Source organism: Thalassotalea sp. PS06, assembly GCF_007197775.1.
Classification (GTDB): Bacteria; Pseudomonadota; Gammaproteobacteria; order Enterobacterales; family Alteromonadaceae; genus Thalassotalea_A.
The window spans coordinates 3,565,883-3,592,027 of sequence record NZ_CP041638.1 but is presented as its reverse complement, the minus strand read 5'-3'; the positions used below and the strand labels follow the sequence as shown (position 1 = coordinate 3,592,027).

The 26,145-nt window shown below is 45.3% G+C and carries 14 protein-coding genes, 2 tRNA genes, 2 rRNA genes and 1 riboswitch; of the genes, 10 read left to right on the top strand and 8 right to left on the bottom strand.

Annotated elements, in window-relative coordinates; all coding sequences use genetic code 11:
• Window positions 1-25: 25 nt before the first annotated feature.
• From FNC98_RS15910 to tesB, 8 genes are all read left to right on the top strand, one after another.
• Window positions 26-101: transfer RNA gene (locus tag FNC98_RS15910), tRNA-Ala, on the top strand.
• A 115-nt stretch (window positions 102-216) separates the two neighbouring features.
• A tRNA-Ile gene (locus tag FNC98_RS15905) sits at window positions 217-293 on the top strand.
• A gap of 398 nt (window positions 294-691) precedes the next feature.
• Window positions 692-3,912 (top strand): 23S ribosomal RNA (locus tag FNC98_RS15900).
• 187 nt (window positions 3,913-4,099) lie between these two features.
• A 5S ribosomal RNA gene (rrf, locus tag FNC98_RS15895) occupies window positions 4,100-4,214 on the top strand.
• 307 nt (window positions 4,215-4,521) lie between these two features.
• Window positions 4,522-6,279 (top strand): monovalent cation:proton antiporter-2 (CPA2) family protein, encoded by a 1,758-nt coding sequence (locus FNC98_RS15890; RefSeq protein ID WP_144035250.1) that lies wholly within the window; start codon window positions 4,522-4,524, stop codon window positions 6,277-6,279.
• An 11-nt stretch (window positions 6,280-6,290) separates the two neighbouring features.
• Window positions 6,291-6,743 (top strand): DUF523 domain-containing protein, encoded by a 453-nt coding sequence (locus FNC98_RS15885; RefSeq protein ID WP_144035249.1) that lies wholly within the window; start codon window positions 6,291-6,293, stop codon window positions 6,741-6,743.
• Between the two features lie 33 nt (window positions 6,744-6,776).
• Window positions 6,777-8,525, top strand: coding sequence for a DUF885 domain-containing protein (locus FNC98_RS15880; RefSeq protein WP_144035610.1), 1,749 nt, complete (start codon window positions 6,777-6,779; stop codon window positions 8,523-8,525).
• A gap of 452 nt (window positions 8,526-8,977) precedes the next feature.
• A riboswitch (cyclic di-GMP riboswitch) is annotated at window positions 8,978-9,093 on the bottom strand.
• A 280-nt stretch (window positions 9,094-9,373) separates the two neighbouring features.
• The gene (tesB, locus tag FNC98_RS15875) at window positions 9,374-10,231 is read left to right on the top strand and encodes an acyl-CoA thioesterase II (RefSeq protein ID WP_144035248.1); all 858 of its coding nucleotides are present in this window, start codon (window positions 9,374-9,376) and stop codon (window positions 10,229-10,231) included.
• 12 nt (window positions 10,232-10,243) lie between these two features.
• On the opposite strand, the gene FNC98_RS15870 is transcribed toward tesB, so the two are convergent.
• The 7 genes from FNC98_RS15870 to FNC98_RS15840 all read right to left on the bottom strand — a co-directional run bounded on the left by FNC98_RS15870 (window position 10,244) and on the right by FNC98_RS15840 (window position 21,787).
• On the bottom strand, window positions 10,244-11,494 hold the full coding sequence (locus FNC98_RS15870; protein ID WP_260680380.1) for a mechanosensitive ion channel family protein: 1,251 nt from the start codon (window positions 11,492-11,494) through the stop codon (window positions 10,244-10,246).
• Between the two features lie 77 nt (window positions 11,495-11,571).
• On the bottom strand, window positions 11,572-13,215 hold the full coding sequence (locus FNC98_RS15865; protein WP_144035247.1) for a tetratricopeptide repeat-containing sulfotransferase family protein: 1,644 nt from the start codon (window positions 13,213-13,215) through the stop codon (window positions 11,572-11,574).
• Window positions 13,216-13,336: 121 nt separating this feature from the next.
• Entirely contained in the window at window positions 13,337-15,835 is a 2,499-nt protein-coding gene (locus tag FNC98_RS15860; RefSeq protein ID WP_144035246.1) for a TonB-dependent receptor, read from the bottom strand.
• 67 nt (window positions 15,836-15,902) lie between these two features.
• Window positions 15,903-16,775 carry a carbon-nitrogen hydrolase family protein gene (locus FNC98_RS15855; protein WP_144035245.1) on the bottom strand — a complete coding sequence of 291 codons (873 nt, stop codon included), beginning with the start codon at window positions 16,773-16,775 and terminating at the stop codon, window positions 15,903-15,905.
• Between the two features lie 123 nt (window positions 16,776-16,898).
• Complete coding sequence (locus FNC98_RS15850) at window positions 16,899-18,746, bottom strand: PLP-dependent aminotransferase family protein (RefSeq protein ID WP_144035244.1); 1,848 nt, start codon at window positions 18,744-18,746, stop codon at window positions 16,899-16,901.
• Between the two features lie 70 nt (window positions 18,747-18,816).
• Entirely contained in the window at window positions 18,817-20,571 is a 1,755-nt protein-coding gene (locus FNC98_RS15845; protein WP_144035243.1) for a serine hydrolase, read from the bottom strand.
• Window positions 20,572-20,581: 10 nt separating this feature from the next.
• The gene (locus FNC98_RS15840) at window positions 20,582-21,787 is read right to left on the bottom strand and encodes an MFS transporter (protein WP_144035242.1); all 1,206 of its coding nucleotides are present in this window, start codon (window positions 21,785-21,787) and stop codon (window positions 20,582-20,584) included.
• A 313-nt stretch (window positions 21,788-22,100) separates the two neighbouring features.
• Between FNC98_RS15840 and proB the strand changes: the two genes are divergently transcribed.
• Both proB and FNC98_RS15830 read left to right on the top strand, forming a co-directional pair.
• On the top strand, window positions 22,101-23,210 hold the full coding sequence (gene proB / locus FNC98_RS15835; protein ID WP_144035241.1) for a glutamate 5-kinase: 1,110 nt from the start codon (window positions 22,101-22,103) through the stop codon (window positions 23,208-23,210).
• A gap of 22 nt (window positions 23,211-23,232) precedes the next feature.
• Window positions 23,233-24,495, top strand: coding sequence for a glutamate-5-semialdehyde dehydrogenase (locus FNC98_RS15830; protein WP_144035240.1), 1,263 nt, complete (start codon window positions 23,233-23,235; stop codon window positions 24,493-24,495).
• 24 nt (window positions 24,496-24,519) lie between these two features.
• On the opposite strand, the gene cysK is transcribed toward FNC98_RS15830, so the two are convergent.
• Window positions 24,520-25,998, bottom strand: a complete 1,479-nt coding sequence (gene cysK / locus FNC98_RS15825) for a cysteine synthase A (protein WP_144035239.1) — start codon at window positions 25,996-25,998, stop codon at window positions 24,520-24,522.
• Window positions 25,999-26,145: the final 147 nt, after the last annotated feature.

Here is a 26,145-nt window from a genome sequence, read left to right as displayed (position 1 = left end):
CGATGACCCTGTACGTCAGAATTATGGGGCTATAGCTCAGCTGGGAGAGCGCCTGCCTTGCACGCAGGAGGTCAGCAGTTCGATCCTGCTTAGCTCCACCATTTCACGACTTGCAGTAGATAGTAGGTCTGTAGCTCAGCTGGTTAGCATCCCACGCTCTTATATGAGTGGTGAGGTCGGTCCGACCATCCTGATTTATTTACTTACGCATATAGTAGGTCTGTAGCTCAGCTGGTTAGAGCGCACCCCTGATAAGGGTGAGGTCGGTAGTTCAAGTCTACTCAGACCTACCAATTTCACGTTTATTCTGCGTTGTTTGTTGATTCGTTTATTGAAAAATAAACGTCATCACCAAACGCCTTGACTAAACGCGAAATGATAATGAGTCATCGAAAGAAAGGCCAAACCTAAGTTATGGATGAACTATGATTTACGTTTGGTTTTTTTAACCATGAATTTGCCGAATGTGTGCATCTTCAATGTTCTTTAACAATTTGGAAAGCTGATATTAAACCCGGTGTTTATATTCAACAACTCGTGTCGCGCGAGGTGTTGGTCAAATATAAATACCAAATCGGATAACGTAAGTTATCCGGCTAATAATCTTTATGATTATTAATTCTTACTCAAGTAATCTATTAGATTGCGTTACTTGTCAGACATACAAAACAAAGTTTTCTTTGGGTTGTATGGTTAAGTGACTAAGCGTATGTGGTGGATGCCTTGGCAGTTAGAGGCGATGAAGGACGTGTTAATCTGCGAAAAGCTGAGTTAAGCCGATAAAAGGCGTTATAGGCTCAGATGTCCGAATGGGGAAACCCACCCGTCATCAGGCGGGTATCGTTAAGTGAATTCATAGCTTAACGAGGCGAACCGGGAGAACTGAAACATCTAAGTACCCCGAGGAAAAGAAATCAACCGAGATTTCCTTAGTAGCGGCGAGCGAACGGGAATTAGCCCTTAAGCGGTTTGTAAGTTAGTGGAATGAGCTGGAAAGCTCAGCGATACAGGGTGATAGCCCCGTACACGAAAATGAACTTACCGTGAAATCGAGTAGGTCGGGACACGAGAAATCTTGACTGAATATGGGGGGACCATCCTCCAAGGCTAAATACTCCTAACTGACCGATAGTGAACCAGTACCGTGAGGGAAAGGCGAAAAGAACCCCTGTGAGGGGAGTGAAATAGAACCTGAAACCGCATACGTACAAGCAGTGGAAGCCCCATCATCAAATGGCTTTTATGGGTTCTTTCTGTGAGAAGCTTTGCTTGCTCACTCAAAGACACACCGAAGAAATAGAACCAATTCTGCAACCTAGCAGAGTTAAAGGTTTATTTCGAATAACTCTTTATGGGTTCTTTCTGTGAGAAGCTTTGCTTGCTCACTCAAAGACACACCGAAGAAATAGAACCGATGATGGTTCAAATGACAAGAGTCATTTGAGATGGGGTGACTGCGTACCTTTTGTATAATGGGTCAGCGACTTATGTTCTGTAGCTAGGTTAACCGAATAGGGGAGCCGTAGCGAAAGCGAGTGTTAACTGCGCGTTCAGTTGCAGGGCATAGACCCGAAACCCGGCGATCTACCCATGGGCAGGTTGAAGGTTGAGTAACATCAACTGGAGGACCGAACACACGTATGTTGAAAAATGCGGTGATGACCTGTGGGTCGGAGTGAAAGGCTAATCAAGCCGGGAGATAGCTGGTTCTCCCCGAAATCTATTTAGGTAGAGCCTCGGACGAACACCATTGGGGGTAGAGCACTGTTAAGGCTAGGGGGTCATCCCGACTTACCAACCCTTTGCAAACTCCGAATACCAATGAGTGCTATCCGGGAGACACACTATGGGTGCTAACGTCCATAGTGGAAAGGGAAACAACCCAGACCGCCAGCTAAGGTCCCAAAGTCATAGTTAAGTGGGAAACGATGTGGAAAGGCATAGACAGCTAGGAGGTTGGCTTAGAAGCAGCCACCCTTTAAAGAAAGCGTAATAGCTCACTAGTCGAGTCGGTCTGCGCGGAAGATGTAACGGGGCTAAACTATGCACCGAAGCTGCGGATTGGAGCATATCACTAAAGTTATTTAAGACTTCTGTGTTTTCTTCTTTTTGATAAATGAAGAGAAAACACTCAAGCGTCCCCAAACAGTCGATGGGCTGTGCGGATAGAGATGATTTTAGGATATGCTCCAGTGGTAGGGGAGCGTTCTGTAAGCCGTTGAAGGTGAACTGAGAAGTTTGCTGGAGGTATCAGAAGTGCGAATGCTGACATGAGTAACGATAATGGGGGTGAAAAACCCCCACGCCGAAAGACCAAGGTTTCCTGTCCCATGTTAATCAGGGCAGGGTAAGTCGGCCCCTAAGGCGAGGCGGAAACGCGTAGTCGATGGGAAACAGATTAATATTTCTGTACTTCTTATAATTGCGAAGGAGGGACGGAGCAGGCTAGGCAAGCATGGCGTTGGTTGTCCATGTGAAAGTATGTAGGCTGAAGAATTAGGTAAATCCGGTTCTTCTTAAGGCTGAGATACGAGACGAGGCTCTACGGAGCTGAAGTTGTTGATGCCCTACTTCCAGGAAAAGCTTCTAAGCATCAGATTATAAGGAACCGTACCCCAAACCGACACAGGTGGTTAGGTAGAGAATACTAAGGCGCTTGAGAGAACTCGGGTGAAGGAACTAGGCAAAATAGTACCGTAACTTCGGGAGAAGGTACGCCGGCTAGGGTGATGAGACTTGCTCTCTAAGCCTCGGTCGGTCGAAGTAACCAGGTGGCTGGAACTGTTTATTAAAAACACAGCACTGTGCAAAATCGAAAGATGACGTATACGGTGTGACGCCTGCCCGGTGCCGGAAGGTTAATTGATTGGGTTAGCGTAAGCGAAGCTCATGATCGAAGCCCCGGTAAACGGCGGCCGTAACTATAACGGTCCTAAGGTAGCGAAATTCCTTGTCGGGTAAGTTCCGACCTGCACGAATGGCGTAATCATGGCCACACTGTCTCCACCCGAGACTCAGTGAAATTGAATTTGCGGTTAAGATGCCGTATACCCGCGGCTAGACGGAAAGACCCCGTGAACCTTTACTATAGCTTGACAGTGAACATTGCTCCTACATGTGTAGGATAGGTGGGAGGCTTTGAAACTTTGTCGCCAGATAGAGTGGAGCCAATCTTGAAATACCACCCTTGTATGCGTGATGTTCTAACCTAGGCCCCTAATCGGGGCTGGGGACACTGTCTGGTGGGTAGTTTGACTGGGGCGGTCTCCTCCCAAAGCGTAACGGAGGAGCACGAAGGTTGGCTAAGTATGGTCGGACATCATACGGTTAGTGCAATGGCATAAGCCAGCTTAACTGCGAGACAGACACGTCGAGCAGGTACGAAAGTAGGTCATAGTGATCCGGTGGTTCTGTATGGAAGGGCCATCGCTCAACGGATAAAAGGTACTCCGGGGATAACAGGCTGATACCGCCCAAGAGTTCATATCGACGGCGGTGTTTGGCACCTCGATGTCGGCTCATCACATCCTGGGGCTGAAGTCGGTCCCAAGGGTATGGCTGTTCGCCATTTAAAGTGGTACGCGAGCTGGGTTTAGAACGTCGTGAGACAGTTCGGTCCCTATCTGCCGTGGGCGTTTGAGAATTGAAGAGGGCTGCTCCTAGTACGAGAGGACCGGAGTGGACGAACCTCTGGTGTTCCGGTTGTCACGCCAGTGGCATTGCCGGGTAGCTATGTTCGGAACTGATAACCGCTGAAAGCATCTAAGCGGGAAGCAGGCTTTGAGATGAGTTCTCACTGGAGCTTTAAGCTCCCTAAAGGGTCGTTGGAGACTACAACGTTGATAGGTCAGGTGTGTAAGTGCTGCGAGGCATTGAGCTAACTGATACTAATTGCCCGTGAGGCTTAACCATACAACACCAAAGAAAATTGTGTTGTTTGACATGCTACGCAGTCAAATAGATAGAGTAAGAATTGAAATTAATACAGCTTTTCGAATTAAAGTTAGAAGCGTCTTGATAGCGGAGTAAACAACACTCAGAACGCATCAGGAGGCCCCGTTCGCCAACGGGGCAAAAATCTTCTAGCGTACGATTTTTGTCTAGCGACAATAGCGTTGTGGAACCACCTGATCCCATGCCGAACTCAGAAGTGAAACGCAATAGCGCCGATGGTAGTGTGGGAGTTCCCATGTGAGAGTAGGTCATCGCTAGGCTTCTAATTAACGACAAAAGCCCGCTCAACTGAGCGGGCTTTTTGCGTTTGAGGGACGCTAGCGCAGGTGGATAAAATACTCCCTGCGTCGCATTTTGGGTGGAGTCTAACGAAGGTGGAGCAAAACAATCGACTTCCTCGTGTTTTGGGAAATCGGAAAGTTTTTCTCATTGCAGCTAGGCTGCAACTCCACCTTTAAAACGCTTTACGTTGTAACTCCACCCTCAAAATCTATTCGATTTTGAATCCCTCCCCTTTACCCCCATTTTCCTTTACACTTAGTTAACACTTTTTTATCTACCCTGAATATGAGTAATCTTGGCTTAGCGATAATCTTTCTTACCGCTGCGGTAATTGCCGTACCTTTTTTCACCCGCTTAAAACTCGGTTCCATCCTTGGCTATCTGGCCGCGGGTATTATTATCGGCCCATCGGTACTGGGTTTGATCAGTGAACCGGATCAAATACTCCATTTTGCTGAATATGGAGTGGTGTTTTTATTATTCATCATTGGCCTGGAGCTCGATCCGCAAAAACTCTGGCGGATGCGTAACGACATTTTATTCATTGGTGGCGGGCAATTACTCATCAGCACAGTGGTTATTTTCGCTGCGGTTTTCTGGCTACTTAACGACGGCTTTAAAGTACCACTTATTGTTGGTATGGCATTAGCCCTTTCGTCAACCGCTTTTGCCATTCAATTGATGACCGAAAAACGGATTCTAAATACCGAACTCGGCCAAAAAGGGTTTTCCATTTTACTTATGCAAGATATTGCGGTGATACCGATCCTACTGTTGGTTGAAGCTCTGGCCGGGCGTTCAAACCCAGATGCCCCCGCCTGGTGGGTATCGATTGCCGCTATAGTGTTGGTGTTATTGTCTGGCAAGTATTTTGTAAACCCATTTCTGCGTACTATGTCCAGATATGGTAGCAGTGAAGTGATTACCGCCTCGGCATTGCTGATTGTAATGGCAACCGCATTGCTGATGCACAATGTTGGTTTATCCATGGGCATGGGCGCATTTACCGCCGGTATTTTGTTGGCAAACTCCAGTTTTCGTCATCAAATGGAAGTAGAGATATCGCCATTTAAAGGCTTGTTGCTTGGCCTGTTTTTTATTGCGGTAGGAATGAAACTAGACTTAGCTTTACTGGTTTCTGATCCTTTTGTTATCGTCTCTGGGGCGCTTGCCCTGATGGCGGCAAAAATGGCGATTATTTATCTGTTGATCCGCAAAACTGCTGGCCTCAGGCGGAAGAAATTTAAACTCGCCCTGATGTTATCCCAGGGTGGTGAATTCGCCTTTGTGATCATGAGTTTTGCCCTCAGCCAGGGAGTGATAGAACGCGACATCAATAATATGGTTACCATCATCGTCAGTTTGTCGATGGCACTGACTTCGCCACTGATCCTCCTAGTCGATAAAGTGTTGCAACGAAGTGGCGTGGCACAAAACTATGATCAGGAGAACGTCAGCCATGAACCGGAAGTAATCATTGCCGGATTTGGACGCTTTGGCCAGATCACCGGCCGTATCCTTACCGCTAACCATATTCGCTTTACTGCCCTCGATTACAACGCCGAGCATATCGAGTTTGTTCGCCAGTTTGGTAACAAAGTCTTTTTTGGCGATGCTACCAATTTAAAACTACTCAGAGCCGCGGGGCTCGAACATGCCAAGGTTATGTTTATCGCCGCTGATAGTGATAAGCATGGCTTTGCTATCGCGAAAACGGTGCGCGAGCACTATCCAAATTTAAAAATTGTCGCCCGTGCCAAGAGCCGTCTCAGTGTTCTTAAATATCGGGAAATGGGGGTTGAAACCACCATTCGGGAAATGTTTGATGGCAGCTTAAAGGCAGCACAGATTGTACTTGAAGAATATGGCATTGATGAGGGGCGTGCGGAATTTTTGGTTAAAGTGTTCCGCCGTCACGACGAAGAAATGCTTGAACAGGCATATCGCGCCAATGACAGATATGACTTTGAAGAGGTTCTTAAGGTCAATAAGAAAGGTCGAGAAGAGCTAGAGTCTTTATTTAATAGCGATAAGCTGGACTGATTGGTATAAGCATGGAAAAAATTCTGATTAGCAGCTGCTTTCTTGGTAACAAGGTTCGCTACGATGGCGAAAGCAAAAGCTTGATGCATCCGCAATTGCAGACATGGAAAGACGAGGGTCGATTAGTAGTGATATGCCCTGAAGTTGCCGGTGGCTTATCCGTGCCACGGGCTCGTGCTGAGCAATCAAAGGATTTAGTCTTTGATGAATTCGGAAATAATGTAACTGAGCAATTTAAACGCGGTGCCAATGAGGCTCTGCGATTATGCCAGCAACATAATATCCGCTATGCATTGCTAAAAGAATTCTCACCATCCTGCGGCGGACGGATGATTTATGATGGCACCTTTTCGGGCACTAAAGTACGCGGAATGGGGGTAACAGCCAAGTTGCTGAGCCAGCATGGTATAGATGTATTTAGCGAAGAATCGGTTGAGCAACTGATCCTTCGGGTTAATCAATAAAAAGGTAAGCCTGTGAAGATAGCAAATTCTTTAATGATATTGGCGCTGACTATCAGTTTGACAGCGTGTAGCGTTAATCAAAATAAACATGATAATGAGCAGGAACATAGTGAAGCAGATAAACAGTTACAGCAACTCATTGATGATGAGCAGGAATATCAGGATAGCTTGAATCCGTTCAAAAAGGACAGTGAGAAACTTTACTATGATGTCTCACCACAGGCACTGAAATCACAGTATCAGGAGAATATTGCTTTAAGAGATCGACTCGCTGCGATTGATAGCGACGCATTGTCGTTAGATAACCGCATTAATCAGACTATTTTGCTGTACAAATTAAACAATGATATCGATAACTATCGATTCAAAGAGCACTACATTCCGCTAACTGCAGAGGCCGGTTTTCATGCCTATTTACCATACATGGTCGATCGTTCCGCATTCAAAACGGTCGAAGATTATCAGCTTTATCTGCAACGATTAAACTACATGCCGACCTATTTTGATCAGCAGATGTATTGGATGAAGCTTGGATTAGAAACTGGTCGAACCCAGCCACAGGTAGTGTTAAAAGGATTCGAAGACAGTATCAGTGCGTTTATCGTTGATGATGCAGCTCACAGCCCTTTTTATCGTCCGTTTAAACAATTCCCAGATCATTTCGATAAATCAACACGTGAGCGTCTTCAGGCAGATGCCGAAAAAACTATCACTGAAGTAATGAATCCTACCTATCAAGAATTTTATGACTTTATGGTCGGCGAATATATTCCCAATGCACGAAAGAATATTGCCGCTACATCATTGCCTGATGGTGACGCGTTCTATCAGAATCGCATTGAATACTACACCACGCTAAATTTAACCGCGGAGCAGATTCATCAGATTGGGCTGGAGGAAGTAGCCCGTATTCGAGCTGAAATGGAAGCGATTATTGAATCGGTAAAATTTGATGGAGACTTTGCCCAGTTCGTTGATTTTCTACGAACGGATCCGCAGTTCTACGCTACGTCTGCTGAAGAGCTTCTCAAAGAAGCATCTTATATAGCAAAAAAAATGGATGCTCAACTTCCGGCGTTATTTAAAACCCTACCCCGCACACCTTATGGTGTCGTGCCAGTACCGGCCAGCATTGCGCCCAAATATACGACCGGCAGATACTCCGGCCCAAGCCGTGATGATCAACCAGGCGAATATTGGGTCAATACTTATGCTTTAGACAGGCGCCCTTTATATGTATTAGAAGCTTTGACATTGCATGAGGCAGTACCTGGCCATCACTTGCAGGGTTCAATTGCCAGAGAAATGGAAAATGTTCCAAGCTTTCGTCAACAAACCTATATTTCCGCCTTTGGCGAGGGTTGGGGACTATATAGTGAATACCTGGGAATTGAAGCCGGGTTTTATCAAGACCCTTATTCAGATTTTGGTCGTCTGACTTATGAAATGTGGCGAGCGGCTAGATTGGTTGTCGATACCGGAATGCACAGCATGGGATGGTCGCGAGATAAAGCAATGGATTTCCTGGCGAGTAATACCGCATTGTCGTTACACAATGTCAGAACCGAAATTGACCGTTATATTTCATGGCCCGCACAGGCACTGTCTTATAAGCTGGGTGAAATCAAAATAAAAGAGCTTCGGACAAAAGCCGAGAATGAGTTAGGTGCTGATTTTGATATTCGTGAATTCCACGACGAAGTTCTAAAAAATGGTTCGGTGCCATTATCGTTATTAGAAGAGCTTATCGATGAGTACATCGTTTCTAAGAAAATTAACTAGTTTACCTACCATTGTATGCCCGGCGAGAAATCGTCGGGCATTTAGCTGCAAACAATAATACCAATCCCACTAAGTTTGTGCACAACTCAGAGTTAGGGCCGAGGTTCAGTTACAACATAGATTTCATTGATATAGTCATTCTATATTAATGTGATTGGTATAAACCTTCGTTCGACATAACCCAGCCCCTTGTTTGTGTGGGCAATGCACTTGTGCGTGTACTTTGTTTATAACGTCGGAACTTAGTCATCAATAGATCTGGAATAAATTACCACGCAAGATCGCTCAAAAAACGAACAAGTTTACAGAGAGTAAAAATATTTTATGAATTGGTTTGGAATAAAGAATTTTTTTAGAAGAGACAATGTTGAATTAAGATAAGACAAGGCGCGCAAAGTTACACAATCGATAGACAGGTTACGCTTTATAGGAAAAGCCCCCACTATTTCTTACTCGGCGGTCCCGCTGTCATAAATAACTAATTTATACCATGAACTTATATAAATTAATTACCCTTAGACCGGTAACTTTGCGTCCCTAGCTTTCACTAGGTTTGCCTTGGACGAGCTTGTCAGCTCTTGATTGTTATTATATGGATCGAATCTCTTGTGTAAACCCCTTTATGCAATTATTTTTTAACAAAGCTAATAAATAATTCTCAAGTACTTGAAATAACACGTGAAAAAATTTTAAAAAAATGTGTTTTTTTTGATCCAAAGCGCTCGTTTGTTGATAGGTTGTTAAAATTTGTAACCCAGATGTACACCTTTGTATCGCTATATCATGCAATTGATTGGGGGGACGTGTAGAATTTAACTGTTAAGAGCTGACCACATTAGGAAAGGTGAATGAGCAAAGTATTAACTGAGTTATTGGGATTACTAAGTTTAGAAAAACTGGATACCAATTTGTTTTTGGGTCAAAGCCAGGATTTAGGTTTCAAAGCAGTTTTTGGCGGTCAGGTGATTGGTCAGGCTCTATCTGCAGCTAAACAAACCATTAATGATGAAAGAAACCTGCATTCATTTCACTGCTATTTCCTCAGACCCGGGGATGCCAGCAAACCCATATCTTACATGGTTGATATTACCCGCGATGGTAAAAGCTTTAGCACCCGCAGAGTCCAAGCTATGCAAAACGGAAAAATCATTTATAACATGATGGCCTCGTTCCAAATTGAAGAAGAGGGCTTCGAACATCAGGATGAGATGCCTGATGTTGTGCAACCAGAAGAGTTGCAAGGTCTGCATGAGCTGCAGCTTAAATATAAGCCTTACATTCCAGAGCATCTGCATGCTACGGTTTTTGCTGAGCGACCAATAGAATTTAGGCCAGTAAAAGAGTATGACTGGCTAAATCCGGAAATTTCAGAAGGTCGCAATCAGGTCTGGATGCGAGCTAAGGGAGATTTAGGTGATGACCCAAGAATTCACCGATATGTGCTCGGTTATGCTTCCGATTACAATTTCCTGCCAACCTCGGTTCATCCCCATGGTAAGAACATCTGGTCGAAAGATTTTCAGATTGCCACCATTGACCATGCGATGTGGTTTCATCGCCCGTTTCGTTTTGACGACTGGTTACTATATGATATTGATAGCCCGTCAGCGAGTGGCGGCAGAGGCTTAGTGCGAGGAAAGATTTTTGATCGCCAAGGCCGATTAGTAGCCTCGACGATCCAAGAAGGGGTTATTCGCCAATATTAGAGCTGGTAATCGTTATGACTGGCGTAAAGCATGGTGCCAGTCATAACCGGTTGGGTTCTGGAAGATCCGTAATTCAAATAATGGCGCGATGGCAAACAAGTGATCAAACACATCGGCCTGAATCCCTTCATAGTTCACCCAGTTGGTGTCATTACTAAAGAAATAAAGTTCTAATGAAACGCCAGTCTCACTAGGTTTCAACTGCCTGACCATGCAGGTCATATCGGAATGTACTTTCGGATGATTTTGCAAATATGCGGTGATATAGGCTCTAAATGTTCCGATATTGGTCAACTTTCTTAAATTTGGATTGCTTTCACTTTGCTCGCCTTTTTGCTGATTATACGCCGAAACTTCATCATGTTTTTGTTTCAGATACGGTTGTAGTAGCTCCAGCTTTGATAGGTTGTCCAGTAAATCTGCCGAGCAAAAATGAATACTGTTTAAATCAATCTGGATACAACGTTTGATACGGCGGCCGCCAGATGCTGTCATTCCTCGCCAGTTTTTAAAGGATTCACTGATCAGCGCATAGGTTGGAATGGTAGTTACCGTATTGTCCCAGTTTTTTACCTTTACCGTATTTAAGGCAATTTCCTGTACGTCGCCATCTGCTCCATATTGAGGCATTTCAATCCAGTCTCCAGGCGCCACCATTTTATTGGCCGAGATCTGCACGCTGGCCACCAGGCCTTTGATAGTATCCTGAAACACCAATAGCAGTACGGCGGTTAATGCACCTAAACCGCTGAGAAGATAAATCGGTGATTTGTCAACGACCGTAGCAATCGCCAGAATAATGGCTACCAGATAAACCGCTAATTTAAGGACCTGAATGGTTGCATTCAACGGCAGATATTTTTGGTTACTGGATTTCTGAAACGCCGTATTAGTTACGTTGAGTAAGGAACTCACACTTCTTGCGATCTGCAGAGCCAAGGCTACTTTGGCAAAAACCTGTAAAAAATTCAGCAAGATAGGGTTTTGGCGAATAAATATAGGGCTTAGGATAAGTAAGATGGTAATTGGAACCAACCAGGCAATGCGACTGAATACCGCGTGCTGTATTAATAAATCGTCCCACTTATTGGCACTTTTACTGACCAGTTTATGGACAAAATTTAACACCTGATGGCGCGCGATATAAAAACCTATCCAACATAATGCTGCAAGAATGACAATGCCAACACCAAGGGATACAGGTTCTACATAAGTGGCCGGTAAGCCCTGCTCAACCAGCCAGGTTTGTACTTCATTAATCAAGAGTATCGTCCTTAAAATTATCCAGATGGGGTCATCATATTTAAATTCAACGACTTAAGCAAAAATAGGCGGAGTGTTTAAATCTCAATACCAGCTTGCTGTAATTGTTCCAATAACGGTGCCAGCTGTTTCTCATAGTTTCGCCACTTTGCCAGTGAATCTTTGTACAGCCCCTGTCGAACCTGACTGGCGCTGGCGGTTGTGCTGGCCTGATGGTTTTTTTCAAACGCCATACATTGTGGCTGAAAATCTAATCCGCAATAGGCTAACATGTTTTTGGTTTGCACTTGTGACGCCGCAAGTAAATCTTCATAGCGTACCTGGTATATTGCCTCCCCCATTTCCTGTATCCAGTGCTGCATTAATTTATGATGGGCAATGTAGTATTGGCCGAGCTCATTTAGACAATAAGAGAATGGATAGCCCTGGGTGAATAAATGTTTATAGATGGCGTAACAGGTATCCATAGGATGGCGCTGTACGAGAATCATTTTTGCTTGTGGTAATGCGCCTCTGATAAGGCCGGCATTGAGAGAGTTTAATGGCAATTTATCAATGAAATATCGTTGGTTCTTCCAAAATGGCCGCGTCGATTCTAAATAACCGTTTGCCAGTCCGGATAAATCAAGGCGTTTTGAGTATCCAATTGTGGCGGTTTTATTCTCTGGCTTGGTATTAAATTGCTTCGTTATCTGCTGCATAAATTGCCAGGAAAAATGGTTTAGCTCCCCGGCACTGGTCACCTCAGAGTGACCACTGAGGATCCGCTCTATTAACGTAGAACCGGTTCGGGGAAGTCCAAAAATGAATATAGGGGTGCAATCTGCAGGTTGTTCTAACTGAGCATTTTCCTTAGACTTTTGCTGAAAGTATTGACTATCAAATGTGTCTCTAATTGCTGCCAGGGCTTCGATATCGCCTTCTACCTGATAACGAAGTGTAGATCTTCTGCTGTCCGCACCCTTTGCCAGATAATCAAAGCTAGCATCATATTGCTGCAAGTCCTCTAACTCTTTCGCCAGGCTGTAGCAAAGTTGTGAAGTTTGCAATGGATTGAGTTTGTTGGTCGTCAATAAGCCCTGTAACGACGCCACATGATTACTATCGAGGGTTTGTTTTTTTAAACTTGAGCGAAGCAGAATCGCTTCAGTATCTAAAGTATTGAGTTCAATTGCCTGGTTCAGATTTTGTTCTGATTCGGAAAGTTTGCCAAGATACCTTTGCACCGAGGCCAGGTTGAAAAACAGTTGGGCTCTGGCTTGTGGTTGATTTTCGATGTTCAGAAGCGCCAGATAGGTTTTTTCTGCCATCGAATAGTCGCTGAGCTTATTACTGACGCTGGCAAGTTCTACTAATAGTTGTTTCGAGTCGGGGAGAGAAACTAGTTTCGCCAGCTCTTCTTGGCCTTCTTTAAGACGATTTTGCAACCACAATACATGGGCTCGATGGATACGCCAATCGCTGCATGTCGGTGACAAGGCGATGGCTTTATCAATACATTCTAACGACGACTCTGCTCTTTTTAACTGAAATAACAGAAAGCTGAATGCAAACCAACCGTGATCATAATCGGGATATTTGCTGGTATAGGTATTCAGGGATTGAAGGGCTGCATCTGCGGCTCTTTGATTGATCAAATGCCAGATATCGTCGAGCTGGTATTCTCGCTTAGCTTGGTCATTGCTGCAATTGGAATTGGCGTTAGCAGAAGTTGAAGTCATTTCGAAATCGCTGTTTTTTTAACTACTTTAACTAAGTAGCTTTAGCATGGGAATAGTTGCTTTCTTTGGATGATAAAAAAAGAGCCAGTAAAACTGGCTCTTTGATACCTTTCTACCGAATTTAGAAACGGTAGGTTGCTGACACACCGATAGTGCGCGGTAAGCTAATGTAGTCTTTCGAAGAATTCCCATAGAAGTTTTCACTCGGGTCGGTGCCCATATGGCCCTGGGTAATAACCCCGGTTACCCCTTCTTCATTGGTAATGTTCTTCACATACAAACTGATATCCCAGTTTTCTGTGCTTAGGCGCGTGCTGGCATTGAACAGGCTAAAGCTATCGATTTCTGTCTGGCGAGAGTTGGCGTTTGGACCACTTACATCGCCGTACCAGTTCAAAGAGTCCGACTGATAATACATATTCGCGTTGGTTATCCAGTACCAACCGTTATCCAGACTATAGGTGTAATCCAGACTAAAACTGAAGGTATGCTCCGGTGATAAAGGTAACCGTTCGCCGTCTTTTGCTGTTATCGATAATGGGTCTTCTACCCATACCGGCGATGGCGTTAAGAAATCTCCAGTGAGTTCGGCGTTGACGTAGGCATAACCAAACACATAACGCAGGTCATCACCTAGATAGCCCTGTAGTTCTAATTCCAGACCAGAAGTTTCGGCGGAATCGCCGTTGGCCACGGTGAAGAATCCCCAGGAAGACGCGGTATTGAGCTGTGGATCTTGCCAATCCATCAGGAATAACGAGGCGGTATAGCCATGGTTATTATCCCCTAAGAATCCTTTTAAACCCAATTCATAGTTGGTTGTTGAATCAGAGAAGTATTGCTGCCATTCCGGTCGTTCTTCAAGGCTACCATCAAGTGGCACAGCATTAGCACCACCACGGCGATAACCTTCGGCGATAGTGGCATAGACCATAGTGTCTTCGCCGAGATCCCAGGAAACGTTGGCTTTAAACAAGGTATCACTGTCGTCTTCACCAAAGCTTGGTTCATCGCCTAAAAATGGCCAGATTGGCAACGATAACACGGTGTCATTATCCGATTCATTTTTAAAGGTTCGCAGTCCAAATGTGGCACGAAAATCATCACTGAAATGATAAGTAAGCTCACCAAATAAAGCTGTGTCTTTAAAGCTTTCATCGCGGATATAATGGAAATCATTGTCGGTATAGACCATACCGAAATCTCCCATAATGCCCCACCAGTCAAATGCGGCGTTTGCCCACTGCTGATAGCCTGGCATAAAACTGTCTTGATAAACTTTACGATCCTGGTCCATGTAGTAGAGACCCACTACCCAGTCCATATTGGCGACACGTTCGTTAGAAACCAGGCGCAATTCCTGTACAAAGGCTTCTTCTTCATAACCGCGTGTTGCAATGGCAATGGGGCGAGGTGCACCATAATACAAGCCTGTGAACCATTTTTGCTGGGCATAAAAGCCCGAGTTATCGCTTAACGCTTCGCCGTCATGCTCGTACCCGGATGATGAAGAGGTAAGCGTTGCGAAACCAAGATCCCATTCAATTTCTAATGAGGTCAAGGATACATCCCTCTCGGATGGCTCCAACACTACCGCACCGTTTTCATATTCACCATATTCTGTGGCGACGCGTTCGCCATCAACTTCTTCGGTCCAGTGCACGCCACGTGTTACTTGTCGACGGCCGCCGATTTCGTCATTTTGATATTGATAGGAAAGTAAAAAGTTAAGGTTGTCTGTTGCTTCAAATGCTAAAGCCACCCGGCCATAATCGATATCAACCGTATCGGCGTCTTCTTTGCTGGTGAATACCGGATCGCCGGTTGCAATGTCGCCATTAGCAGGTACCGGTGTCATCTGGCCTTCGTCGCGGAAATACGGACTACCGCTGCCATAATCTACCGGTTGTAGTTCATAAAGAGTGGTGTAATCGATGATGCCATCATTATCGATTTTTCCGAAATTTGCGCGAAATGCGAGACTATCTCCAAGCGGTATATTCACGACAACATCACCACTTAAATTATCGCCTTCGGAACCATCGGTTTGGCTATAGGTAAAGTTGACGCTGCCACTAAACTCGTCGGTATCGGGGCGATTCATCCGGTATTTTACCGTACCTGCAAGGGATCCCGAACCGTATAACGTGCCCTGCGGGCCTCGTAAAACCTCAACCTGCTCAACATCTTTAAGAATGAAGTTGGCATAAATTGGCGTGTCATTAATATAGGTAGATACAGTTGGCACGGCAGATAATGGCACATCACCGTTGGCACCACTATCGACGTTAACACCGCGAATAACGATGGAATTTACCGTACCAGAATTGCGATAGCCGCGATCAACCACGGTAATACCTGCAACATTACGCATCAGTTCGCTGGCATCGATGATTTGGTTGTTCTCGAGCTCTTCCCCGGAAACTGCAGAGATATTGTAAGGTACCTCTTTGATGTTCTGGGTTCGGCGGTTAGCCGTAACTTCGATGACTTCCATGCCCGACTGCTGCGCACTTTCTTCGGCCATAGCTAACGGGGCACTACCAATAAATCCGGCGGAACTCACCGCAATGGCAATTTGCGAAAGTTTGAAACTGAGTTTTTTGTCGTTGTATTTCATGGGTTTTTCTCGCTCGTTTTTATAATACCAATGTATGTGCTTATCTTGTCCAGAGTTAGTACCAGAATTAATTTTCCGATGAGTCCAGAATTGAACTCCCTGGTTTTTGCAGTGGCCCGAGCTTACTCAGGGCGCTGGTTGATAAATTCTGATGGTACTGGGGAAACTGAATGTTTTTATCCCGAAAGCTTTTAAGTGGCTGTCCGAGTCCTTGCCAACCTTGTTCACGGACCCTACGGATATAATCAAAATCAATTTCAACCAGAATTAGTTCCTGATTGGTTCCTGCTTGATGAATGACCTCGCCTCCAGGCCCAACGACGATAGATTTACCAACGGCTAAATCACCGGTGGCGTTGATATCTATCATGTAACATTGATTCATCGCTGCATTTGCCCGACAGATAGACAATTCAACGTCGCGATCTATGGTGTTCGTTAATGTCGGGTGGATCACCACTTCGGCACCCTGATAAGAAAGAGCTCGTACTGTTTCTGGGAACCACATGTCGTAACAGATGGAAAGGCCGAAGCAACCAACACCCGGAATATTAAAAGTGGTAAAGTCGTTGCCACTGGTAATGCCGGTTTCATAGGGAAGAAATGGATAAATTTTCTGATAGCGGCATATGACTTCGCCATCCGGGGATATCACCGACGTGGTATTGTAAATCTGGTCATCAATGCGCTGATACAGGGAACCGGTCACCAGATAAATATTGTTTTCCAGCGCCAGCTGGCAAAAGCGATTTTCTGCATCACCCGGTAATGTCTGGGCGAAACGCGGAGCGCTACCAAATGTGGCTAATTCTGATAACACCACCATATCTAATTGTGCGAATCGCTTTTTTGCGAGCACAACCTGTTCGCGAATCCGGTAAAAATTATCTTCATTGTTGACCAGATTAAGTTGCAGCCCGGCAATCATAAAAGTCGACATATTGAAGCAGCTCCTTGTCGTTTGGGAGAAAAAGAGAAATCATCATGTCTGGCCAGAATCATTTCCGACCAGCAAATGCTTTAGATAACGTTATGAAATCGTGTGAAAAAGGGGTAGAACCAGTTATTGGTTTTTGATGAGGCCAGGCATATTTTCTGATGGTGCCACAGGTGGCTTTTGGGTATAGAACGCTGAATCTACCAGCTTGCCATCACGTAGCCAGAATATTTGCTTCCCTAAAACCGCAATGTTAAAGCCAAGTACTTCGCCATAAGACCAGTGTTGCCATTGTCGAAACCAGGTATCGCCTTCGAGCCACCACTGCCCCTGATCGGTTTTTTCATTATGGTGACCTTCCCAACCCTGCATTGAGCCATCGCTTTCAAGCTTGATGCGATAGGGCTCACCGAAAACGGTGCGGCCAATGAACTCACAATTGGCGATGAAATCAGCGAGTTGTTCGGTATTTAGTTTTTGCGCATTAGCCGGCAGTTGTTCTAATTCCGTTTCCTGATTTTGCCAGAAAATCTGCGCCAGTAATTCCACACCGGCACGAATTTTATCCACCTCGATACTGCTTACGCCTAAGCGAAAGTAATACTCAGGTTTGCGATCGTCACCATAATAACGGCTGACGGACTCAATCAGGATACCGTTTTTGGCAGCCTGAGCGGCAAATTGCTGGCTATTCAGATGTTTAGGCCCTTTTATCCAACAGGCACTGCCGCCGACACTATGGGACGTTACGATAGCGGTTGGTAGATAATGATTGAGCGCTTCACGCAGCTCCTGCCAACGTAATTGCAAGGTTTGGTTTAGTTTACGCATCACTGTGTCGTAGTAGCCAAGCGAGATAAACAGTGCCATGGTGCGCTGGTTATTGGCTGGTGGATGCCTGACCGAAAGCGAGCGCAATGAGCGCGCCGCTTTAATAAATTCTGCTGGCGCCACCATAAAGCCAATGCGTAAACCTGGTGCCAGTACTTTAGAGAAACTCGATAGATAGATAACCCGCCCCTGAGTATCAAGGCTCTTTATCGCCGGATGTGGGTTGGTAACAAAGTTCGCTTCACATTCGTAATCATCTTCGATGATGATGAAATCATGTTCGTTGGCTTTTTCTATCAGCTGTTCACGCCGGCTTTGGGAAAGAGTAACGGCGGTAGGTACCTGATGGCTGGGGGTGGTAAATACCGCATCAACATGATTGTTGATTTCATCCACCTGTATACCTTTATTATCCACTTTCACCAAATCTATCGCCGCACCACGATGTTCGGCTAATTGGCGCATACCTGGATAACCCGGCTCTTCCATCGCCAGTATGGTTTGCGGATTTAGTACCAGTTCGCTCAGCAGATACAGCCCTTGTTGCGAACCCACGGTGATCAATATTTCTTCGGGTTTGGCAAAAATGCCTCTTCGCGGTAACACCTTAGTGCGAATTTCCTCGATTAAAAACAAATCATCCTGAGAACCACTATCGCTGGCCCATGTAGAGATTTCGTTAATGTTCATGGTAAGCCTGGAGCACTCACGCCAGGGGTTTACCGGAAATAAGCTTAAGTCGAACTGGCCGGCAATAAATGGGTATGGGTATTCTTGCCAGTTATCGGGATATGGTGGCGGTAATTTCGATCTTGTTGGTGTTTTCAGTCGATTTTTCCAGTGGCATTTGTCTTCACTGGATTCGGCTGGCGGGTTTTGTTCGAAGTGAGATTGCAGGTTATCACTGACATAGATGCCGCTTCGCTCTTTCGATATCAGATAGCCTTCATCGGTTAGTTGTTGGTAGGCAAAAACGACGGTGTTACGGGCAACATCCAATTGTTCAGCGAGCTTTCTGGATGAGGGCATCTTACTACCCGCGGGAAAATAACCGTGGATAATTGCCTCAATAAGTTTTTGCTTTATTTGTTGCTGGAGGCTGATATTGGTATTCGCTTCCAACACTAACAGATGCTGCAGCATGATGTTTGTTCTAATTGTTGTTTATAAATTAGACTACTGAACTTCTTTGGTTGGTGCAACTTAGGAAAATTCAATCACTTGCACAAAGTGGGATAATCGCATCGATGGCAACAAGTGCCTGAGCCCATTGATGATTATGATTGTCAGCGAATACATAGTAGGTGATTTGTTTAGGTAGAAAGGCAACGGTTATACCGCCATAGCCGGACATAAATGGCACCCAGGTTGGTTTAGCGCAGTTGAGAACTTCAGCGATATCCTGAAACCAGAAGCCTTGTGCATAAGCGAAGTTAGGTGCAAAAATCGCGGGATGCGTTTCGTTGGTTAATTGCGCTTTGGTTGCCAGAATATGTTGCCAGGCTTTATGGGCGGATAAGGTATTTGCAGGCTTAGCGTAAGCGGCATCGGCTAAAGCCGCGATGTCCGCGGGTAATAAATTCAGGCCGTAGCCGGTAAATGGTTGTCCAATATCCCCCAGACTGCGCCTTGTTGTCCAGGTCGTCGGGCTCAGCGCCAACGGTTTGAAAAGTTGCTCAACCACAAAATCATAAAATAGATCCTGTGACGGTTCATGATGCCGTTTGTAAAATTTATTCAGGACTGTGCCTAAGATGTAAGTGTCTGATGTATGGTAAATAAATCGCTCGCCAGGTGATTGTTTTTTATTAAAAAAACTACAGGCTTGAGTGATTTTCTGCTGATGACTGCTGGCGTCAAAAAAGCCCTCCATTTTTTCTGAAAATTCATCGTCTGAATAACTTTCGGAATCATATAAACCGGTATTCATGTTGAGAAGGTTTGATGTCGATACCCCATGCCATTCCTTGCTGTTGCACTGCTCAACCCAGTCGGTTACCTGCAGGCTATCAATATCGGGGAATCTTTGCCTTAATGCATGCAGGGTGAGTGATGCAAACATGGATTTTGCCAGAGAATAAGAAGGAAGGGTCAGGCTTTGGCACAGGGGATGACGACCATGGCGTGTCATACACGGCGCCTGAAAATGGTTACCAGCAATGATAATGCCGGCGACAGATATAGCATTGGAATTGTTATCGGATTTACCGGCTAATGCTTCGAGATCAGCATTAGCAAATTGCTCTTTGAGGGCTTGAAGCTCGGTAACAGAATTAACGCTTTTTTGGTAAACGTCTGCTTGTTGTGAAATAGTATTCCCTGCTAATGAGGTATCAGCTATAAGGTTAGTTGCCAAATAGCCGGATGCATCAAATTGCAGGTAGGTGCAGGTTTCGCTGCTGATCTGATAAAAACCGTTACTGATCTTGCCTTTGTCATCAAACAGAAACGTTATCAGGCCATTATGCAGGCAATTAGCATTTTTTTCCTGAAGGGCAAAGGGGAGCAACGCTCGGTTAATTGATTTATCGCTGCCTTCGCGCCAAACCTTTCCCGGCTCAATTACATAATCCCAGTGCGGATGCGGCGTAGTTACGGTACCTCGAATTTTAGGGAATAAAGTGCCGTTGATAGAGATAAGCTCGATGTCGAAAACTGGTAATTCAGATAGTTGTAATTGTGAGTTTTGTTGGTAATTAAATTCGTCGGTCAGTATCTGAAAATAAGCATTCTCGAAAACCGGGGTGAAACTTATCTTGCCTTTAAGCTCGAGGCTAGCCGGCATTGCCTTGCTTGATGGTGACATTTTCGCCAATAATATTGGCTTAATGATGCTTTTGTCATTAAGTTGCTGGCTGCTGATTTTCCCTGCTGAATATGAGGTTAAATCTGACGTTGATTGGGCGCTGGCTGAAGCTGTGAGAATCAGCAAAAGCAGCATGGAGAGCTGCCATTTGCTGTTCAACATATGCAAACCCTTAGGATTCCTGGTCGAGTAAATTTGCCGGCCACCAAGCAGCAATCATTGAAAATATCAAAGCCACGACGGCGATATTGATAAGAAACCCATAGCTAAAGCCACTTACCATTAACGCTGCTGCTAATGGCCCCGATGCCAGTCCCATTTTTGAGGCAAATCCGCCAAGCGCTGCCATTTGCCCCTGGCGATCGAATTCGGAGCATAAACCCAGAATATAAGGAATGACAAAGGCCCAGGCAATGGCGATATTGATATTGGCCAGCCAGAATGCCCATTCTTGCGCGGCGTAATGAAGAATAAGAGTATTGATACCGGTGAAAATAATACCAATGGTTAATGGAATGCTGCGTCCAAATCGGGTTGATAACCAGACCACTAACATTGAACCCAGGATCCCAAACCAGGCTGAAACGCCGATGATGGTTGATATCATTTCAGTCTTTAACCCGGCAACCTGACCTAAATCAATGATGTATGCGTACAAGCCCATGTTGGCGGCCTGAAATAAAAACAATGCAAATAGCGCTGATAGCAAAGGCCATTTTTGTATCGATTGTTGCACGTCTTTTTGTGGATTCGCATTTTCTTGATACTGGGGGATAAACGGCAGCATTAATAAAGTGCAAACCGAGAATGCAATTAACGACGAGAATAAAATGGCGGTGCCATATTCCGGGACCAATGGCGGAATATATATAACGCCAACACCACCGAGTCCAAACTGCACTAATAACAATATACCAAAGGTTTTATCCGCTTCTTTGGTGCGGGCGATAATGGAAAAACCAACGCCAACAAGCAATCCGCCAATCGCACCATGTAAAAAGCGCATTGCCATTAACGCGTATGGATCATGGATAACGATAGAAATTAAGTCGGTCACTATCAGGGCCAGTAGCAATGCAACGGAGGTGGTTCGCCACGACCATATTTTGACTACAAAAACCGCAGCAAAGGCGCCGAGTGCAGCACCATAAACATTAAACGATGCTACCAATCCAGCATCTTTTTTACTAAACCCTAAAGCTTCTATCAGCCCGGAAACTAACGCTGGCATAATATTGACGTAAAACAGGCCGGCCGTTGCCAGAAAAGCCAACATGGTGCGGGCGACTAAACCATTGGGATCGATGTCGCGATACCAGACGTAGGCCGAATCAGTTGCGGGTTTATTTTCCACGGGAACTGGCTGTGATGGCTGCATATTACATCCCTATATAAGTTAGAGTCAGACAGGCTTTAGATATTGAATATATTGAGAATATCATTATCAGACGGACTTGTTAGTTCCAGATTTCAATCCTGAATGAGTCCAGTTTTCACTAAGGTAGTGAAAAGCCAGTAAAAACAAGGGATTTAAGCGATTTTACACTTGCTTAACATCTGTGTTTTTTTTATCCTGAATCGGTTGGATTTTTCTACTCGCGCCATTAGCTCTGGCAACTGAAATGTTGTCTGATTCAATCTTTTCAGCGAGAACTCTCAAACAAGGCATATTATTTCTGGGTGGCAAGGTAATGCAGTACAAACGAATTGTAGTAAAAGTAGGAAGCGCACTGGTTTCACCAGACGGGCAAGGTTGCTCCGGCAAGCATGTTCTGGCGATTGCTGGGTTCATCAGTGACTGTCACCAAAAAGATATCGAAGTCATCCTGGTTTCTTCCGGGAGTGTTGCTGCTGGCCGCGCTCTTATTACCCATGGTTCTAATAATCCCTCGATTGCTGCCAAGCAGGCGATGGCCGCCGTTGGCCAGATGCAGATGATGGCAAACTGGCAACGATTTTTTGATTTTTCTTGTTCGCAGTTATTGATAACCCATGGCGATCTTAAAGATAGAAAGCGCTATCTGAATATTAAAAACACGGTAAGGGTGTTATTAGAAAACCGAGCGTTGCCTATCATCAATGAAAATGACACGGTTGCCACCCAAGAGTTAAAAGTCGGCGACAATGACAATCTTGCCGCTTTAGTGGCCATGGTTGTTGAAGCCGATGCGTTGCTAATATTGAGTGATGTCGATGGCGTTTTTGATAAGGACCCGCGCAAATTTGCCGATGCTATTTTGCTTCCTAATATCGAAAAAATTACTCAGGACATTTATGACCTTGCTGGCGGTACCAGTAATCATTTGGCAACTGGCGGTATGGCTACCAAAATTCAGGCGGCGGACAAGGCCTGCGAACAGGGTATTGAAACCTTTATCGTCAATGGCACTAAACCTCGGGTATTTGAGCAATTGTTAAATGGCGAAAATCCGGGTACTCACTTTAGTGCCCAGGGTAATACCCTAACCGCGAAAAAACAGTGGCTAAAAAATACCCTGAAAAGTTCAGGCGCGGTGCATGTTGATCAAGGTGCGGTGCGCGCTTTGCAGGAAACTGGCGCGTCTTTATTGGCCATTGGAGTGAAAGGATTGACCGGAGATTTTGCCAAAGGCGCAGCTGTCGACATTATCTATTTTGACGAACAAGCACCGAAAATTATCGGCAAAGGCATCTCACAATATTCCAGTAGCGATCTTGCCCGGATTCAGGGGCAAGGCAGTCACAATATCGAAGCCATTCTTGGCTACTGCCCAAGCCAGGAAGTCATCCATCGCGATGATTTAGTATTAAGTAGTAAATAGTCACAAACCAGTGAGCACGATTATGAATGACGTTTCCCAATTTGATATCGCCAGTTTAGCCAAAAAAGCTCGTCAGGCGTGCCCGGTGGTTGCTCAGTTAACCACAACCCAGAAGAATAACATTTTAATGGCGATGGCCGCTAAAGTTCGTCATGAAAAAACCAAATTGATGGCTGAAAACCAGATAGATATCGACGCAGGTCGAGCCAAAGGTTTAACGGATGCCATGTTAGATCGCTTGTTATTGACCGATGCGCGTATTGAAGGTATCGCCAGTGCGATTGAAGAAATCGTCGCTTTAGCGGATCCGGTTGGTAGTGTTAGTGGCTTGAACAAGCGCCCAAATGGCATTGAAGTTGGCAAGATGCGTATCCCATTGGGGGTTATTGCGATGATCTATGAAGCGCGTCCAAACGTTACCGCCGAGGCTGCGGCGCTTTGTTTAAAATCTGGTAATGCGGTGATTTTACGTGGTGGCTCAGAAGCGGTGCACAGTAATCGGGCAATTTCCGACTTATGGCATCAGGTATTACAGGATTTTGCCATTCCGACGGAAATTATCACCATAGTGCCAAATACCGATCGCAGTGTTATCACTGAACTACTGACCCTCAATGAATATATTGATTTGGTGATTCCTCGCGGCGGCGAAGCGCTGATCCGTTATGTCAGTGACAATTCACGAATCCCTGTCATTCAACATTATAAAGGCGTCTGTCATCTGTACATCGATAATGAAGCGGATTTAGGACAAGCCGTTGAAATACTGGTGAACGGTAAAACCCAGCGTCCGAGTGCCTGTAATGCCATTGAAACCCTATTAGTGCACAGTGATATTGCCGATACGTTTTTACCGAATGCGGCACAGGCATTGGCACCATTTGCAGTAAAGATCCATAGTTGTGAGGCCAGCGCTAAGTATTTTGATAATAGCGAACTGGCAACAGAAGATGATTACCACGCTGAGTATCTGGCACAGGAAGTGGCGGTTCGGGTAGTTTCTGATTTTGATAGTGCCATCGCCCATATTCAGGAATATAGCTCAGATCATACGGAAGTTATTGTCACTCAAAATTATCAGCGTTCCCGGGAATTTATTCGTCGAATCAACTCGTCGGTGGTGATGGTGAATGCATCTTCGCGTTTCTCTGATGGTGGTGAGCTGGGCCTTGGCTCTGAAATTGGTATTTCCACATCAAAGCTTCATGCATTTGGCCCTATGGGTTTGCAAGCGCTAACTACGGAAAAGTTCATCGTCTATGGTGATGGTCAGGTACGCAGCTAACAAAGTCACAATTTTCTTATTTTGTTACCGGGCATGAAGCCAGCTTGGTAGATAATCGTAGGGATCTTTTTTGCCATCACCAGTCATGGTCTGGTTGTAAGAGATCCCGGCGCTATCTAACATCGGCTGCAATGAATCGTTTTTCACCTTATCGAAGATATCGGTACAGCCACCAACAAACTCGCCATTGACGAATATCTGTGGAAAGGTATTCCAGCCTGTTTTATGGCGGAGGGCGATTCGCAGTTTGCCACCATGATTTTGCTCAGCGAAGGCGACACTGTCGAGATCGACACTTTTAAACTCTATGTCATAGTGCTTCAGGGCATTGCGAACTGAATCGCAAAATTCACACCATTGCAGAGCGAACATCACCACCTTTTGCTCGGAATTGTTGATGTAGTCATCAATCTCTTTGACCATTTCTGGCTCGGCCTCAGGTAGTGGTGCTTCAGCAGCAGAACCACCACCGCTGCTATCAAAGCGATAATTGTCCGTTGACCTTGATATGGTTAATTCCGCTTCGTTCATATCGGCATTTACGTCGGCGAACAGCTGGGTCGAGAGATAGCGTTCGCCGGTATCTGGTAACATGCAAAGAATATTACTGCCTTTGGCGACTAACTTGGCCAGATTTAAGGCGCCGGACAAGGTTGCGCCTCCGGAAATACCAACAAAAATGCCTTCTTTTTGAGCCAGCTCTTTGGCACAGCGCAGCGAATCTTCACCATCAATGGGCATGAAATTATCGATGTGATCAGCCTGTAAGGCCTGATTGGCAAGATCGGGAATAAAATCCGGTGACCAGCCCTGCATCATATGGGGACGAAATTTGGGATGACTTTCATCTGCAGGTTGGCTGATACCGCTGGCGAGAATTTGTGAGTTGTCCGGCTCGCATACAATAATGCGGGTATTGGGACTGGCTTCTTTAAGTTTACGGGATACACCATTGAGAGTGCCGCCGGTACCAAAGCCGCTAACCCAGTAATCAAGATTGATTTCAGAAAAATCTTTGAGGATCTCTTCGGCAGTGGTTCGATAATGCATCTCTGCGTTAGCAGGGTTTTCAAATTGCCTGGCTAAAAACCATCCATGTTGTTCGGCAAGTTCCGCGGCTTTATTGACCATGCCGGTACCTTTTGCATGCGCTGGGGTAAGAACTACTTTGGCGCCAAGAAAGCGCATCATTTTTCGCCGCTCAACACTAAAGTTTTCCGCCATGGTAACCACAAGGGGATAGCCCTTTTGCGCACAAACCATAGCAAGGCCAATTCCGGTATTACCACTGGTGGCTTCAACGACCGTCTGCCCGGGCTTGAGCAGACCACGTCGTTCCGCATCTTCAATAACCCCCAGAGCCAATCGGTCTTTCACTGAGCCCATGGGATTAAAGGATTCCACTTTGACAAATACATTGACGCCAGGCGGGGCCATTTTATTGAGCTTTACAATGGGGGTATTGCCAACGGTTTGCAGAATATTATCGTAGATGCCAGACATGGTTTTTCCATAATTGATTGGTATGAGGAGCTTATGGAATTAATTGTAGACGTAAAAAAAGGATTAAATCCTGGTTGGATTTAACCCCTTTTTGAGTCAACAGACAGCGGATGGCAGATAGCAGCAAACCGCTGTTACTGAGCTCTG

Excerpts from the sequence above, each read along its gene's own strand:
- FNC98_RS15890 (WP_144035250.1), top strand. The coding sequence starts at position 4,522 with ATGAGTAATCTTGGCTTAGCGATAATCTTTCTTACCGCTGCGGTAATT.
- FNC98_RS15885 (WP_144035249.1), top strand. The coding sequence starts at position 6,291 with ATGGAAAAAATTCTGATTAGCAGCTGCTTTCTTGGTAACAAGGTTCGC.
- FNC98_RS15880 (WP_144035610.1), top strand. The coding sequence starts at position 6,777 with ATGATATTGGCGCTGACTATCAGTTTGACAGCGTGTAGCGTTAATCAA.
- tesB (WP_144035248.1), top strand. The coding sequence starts at position 9,374 with ATGAGCAAAGTATTAACTGAGTTATTGGGATTACTAAGTTTAGAAAAA.
- FNC98_RS15865 (WP_144035247.1), bottom strand. The coding sequence starts at position 13,215 with ATGACTTCAACTTCTGCTAACGCCAATTCCAATTGCAGCAATGACCAA.
- FNC98_RS15860 (WP_144035246.1), bottom strand. The coding sequence starts at position 15,835 with ATGAAATACAACGACAAAAAACTCAGTTTCAAACTTTCGCAAATTGCC.
- FNC98_RS15855 (WP_144035245.1), bottom strand. The coding sequence starts at position 16,775 with ATGTCGACTTTTATGATTGCCGGGCTGCAACTTAATCTGGTCAACAAT.
- FNC98_RS15850 (WP_144035244.1), bottom strand. The coding sequence starts at position 18,746 with ATGCTGCAGCATCTGTTAGTGTTGGAAGCGAATACCAATATCAGCCTC.
- FNC98_RS15845 (WP_144035243.1), bottom strand. The coding sequence starts at position 20,571 with ATGTTGAACAGCAAATGGCAGCTCTCCATGCTGCTTTTGCTGATTCTC.
- FNC98_RS15840 (WP_144035242.1), bottom strand. The coding sequence starts at position 21,787 with ATGCAGCCATCACAGCCAGTTCCCGTGGAAAATAAACCCGCAACTGAT.
- proB (WP_144035241.1), top strand. The coding sequence starts at position 22,101 with ATGCAGTACAAACGAATTGTAGTAAAAGTAGGAAGCGCACTGGTTTCA.
- FNC98_RS15830 (WP_144035240.1), top strand. The coding sequence starts at position 23,233 with ATGAATGACGTTTCCCAATTTGATATCGCCAGTTTAGCCAAAAAAGCT.
- cysK (WP_144035239.1), bottom strand. The coding sequence starts at position 25,998 with ATGTCTGGCATCTACGATAATATTCTGCAAACCGTTGGCAATACCCCC.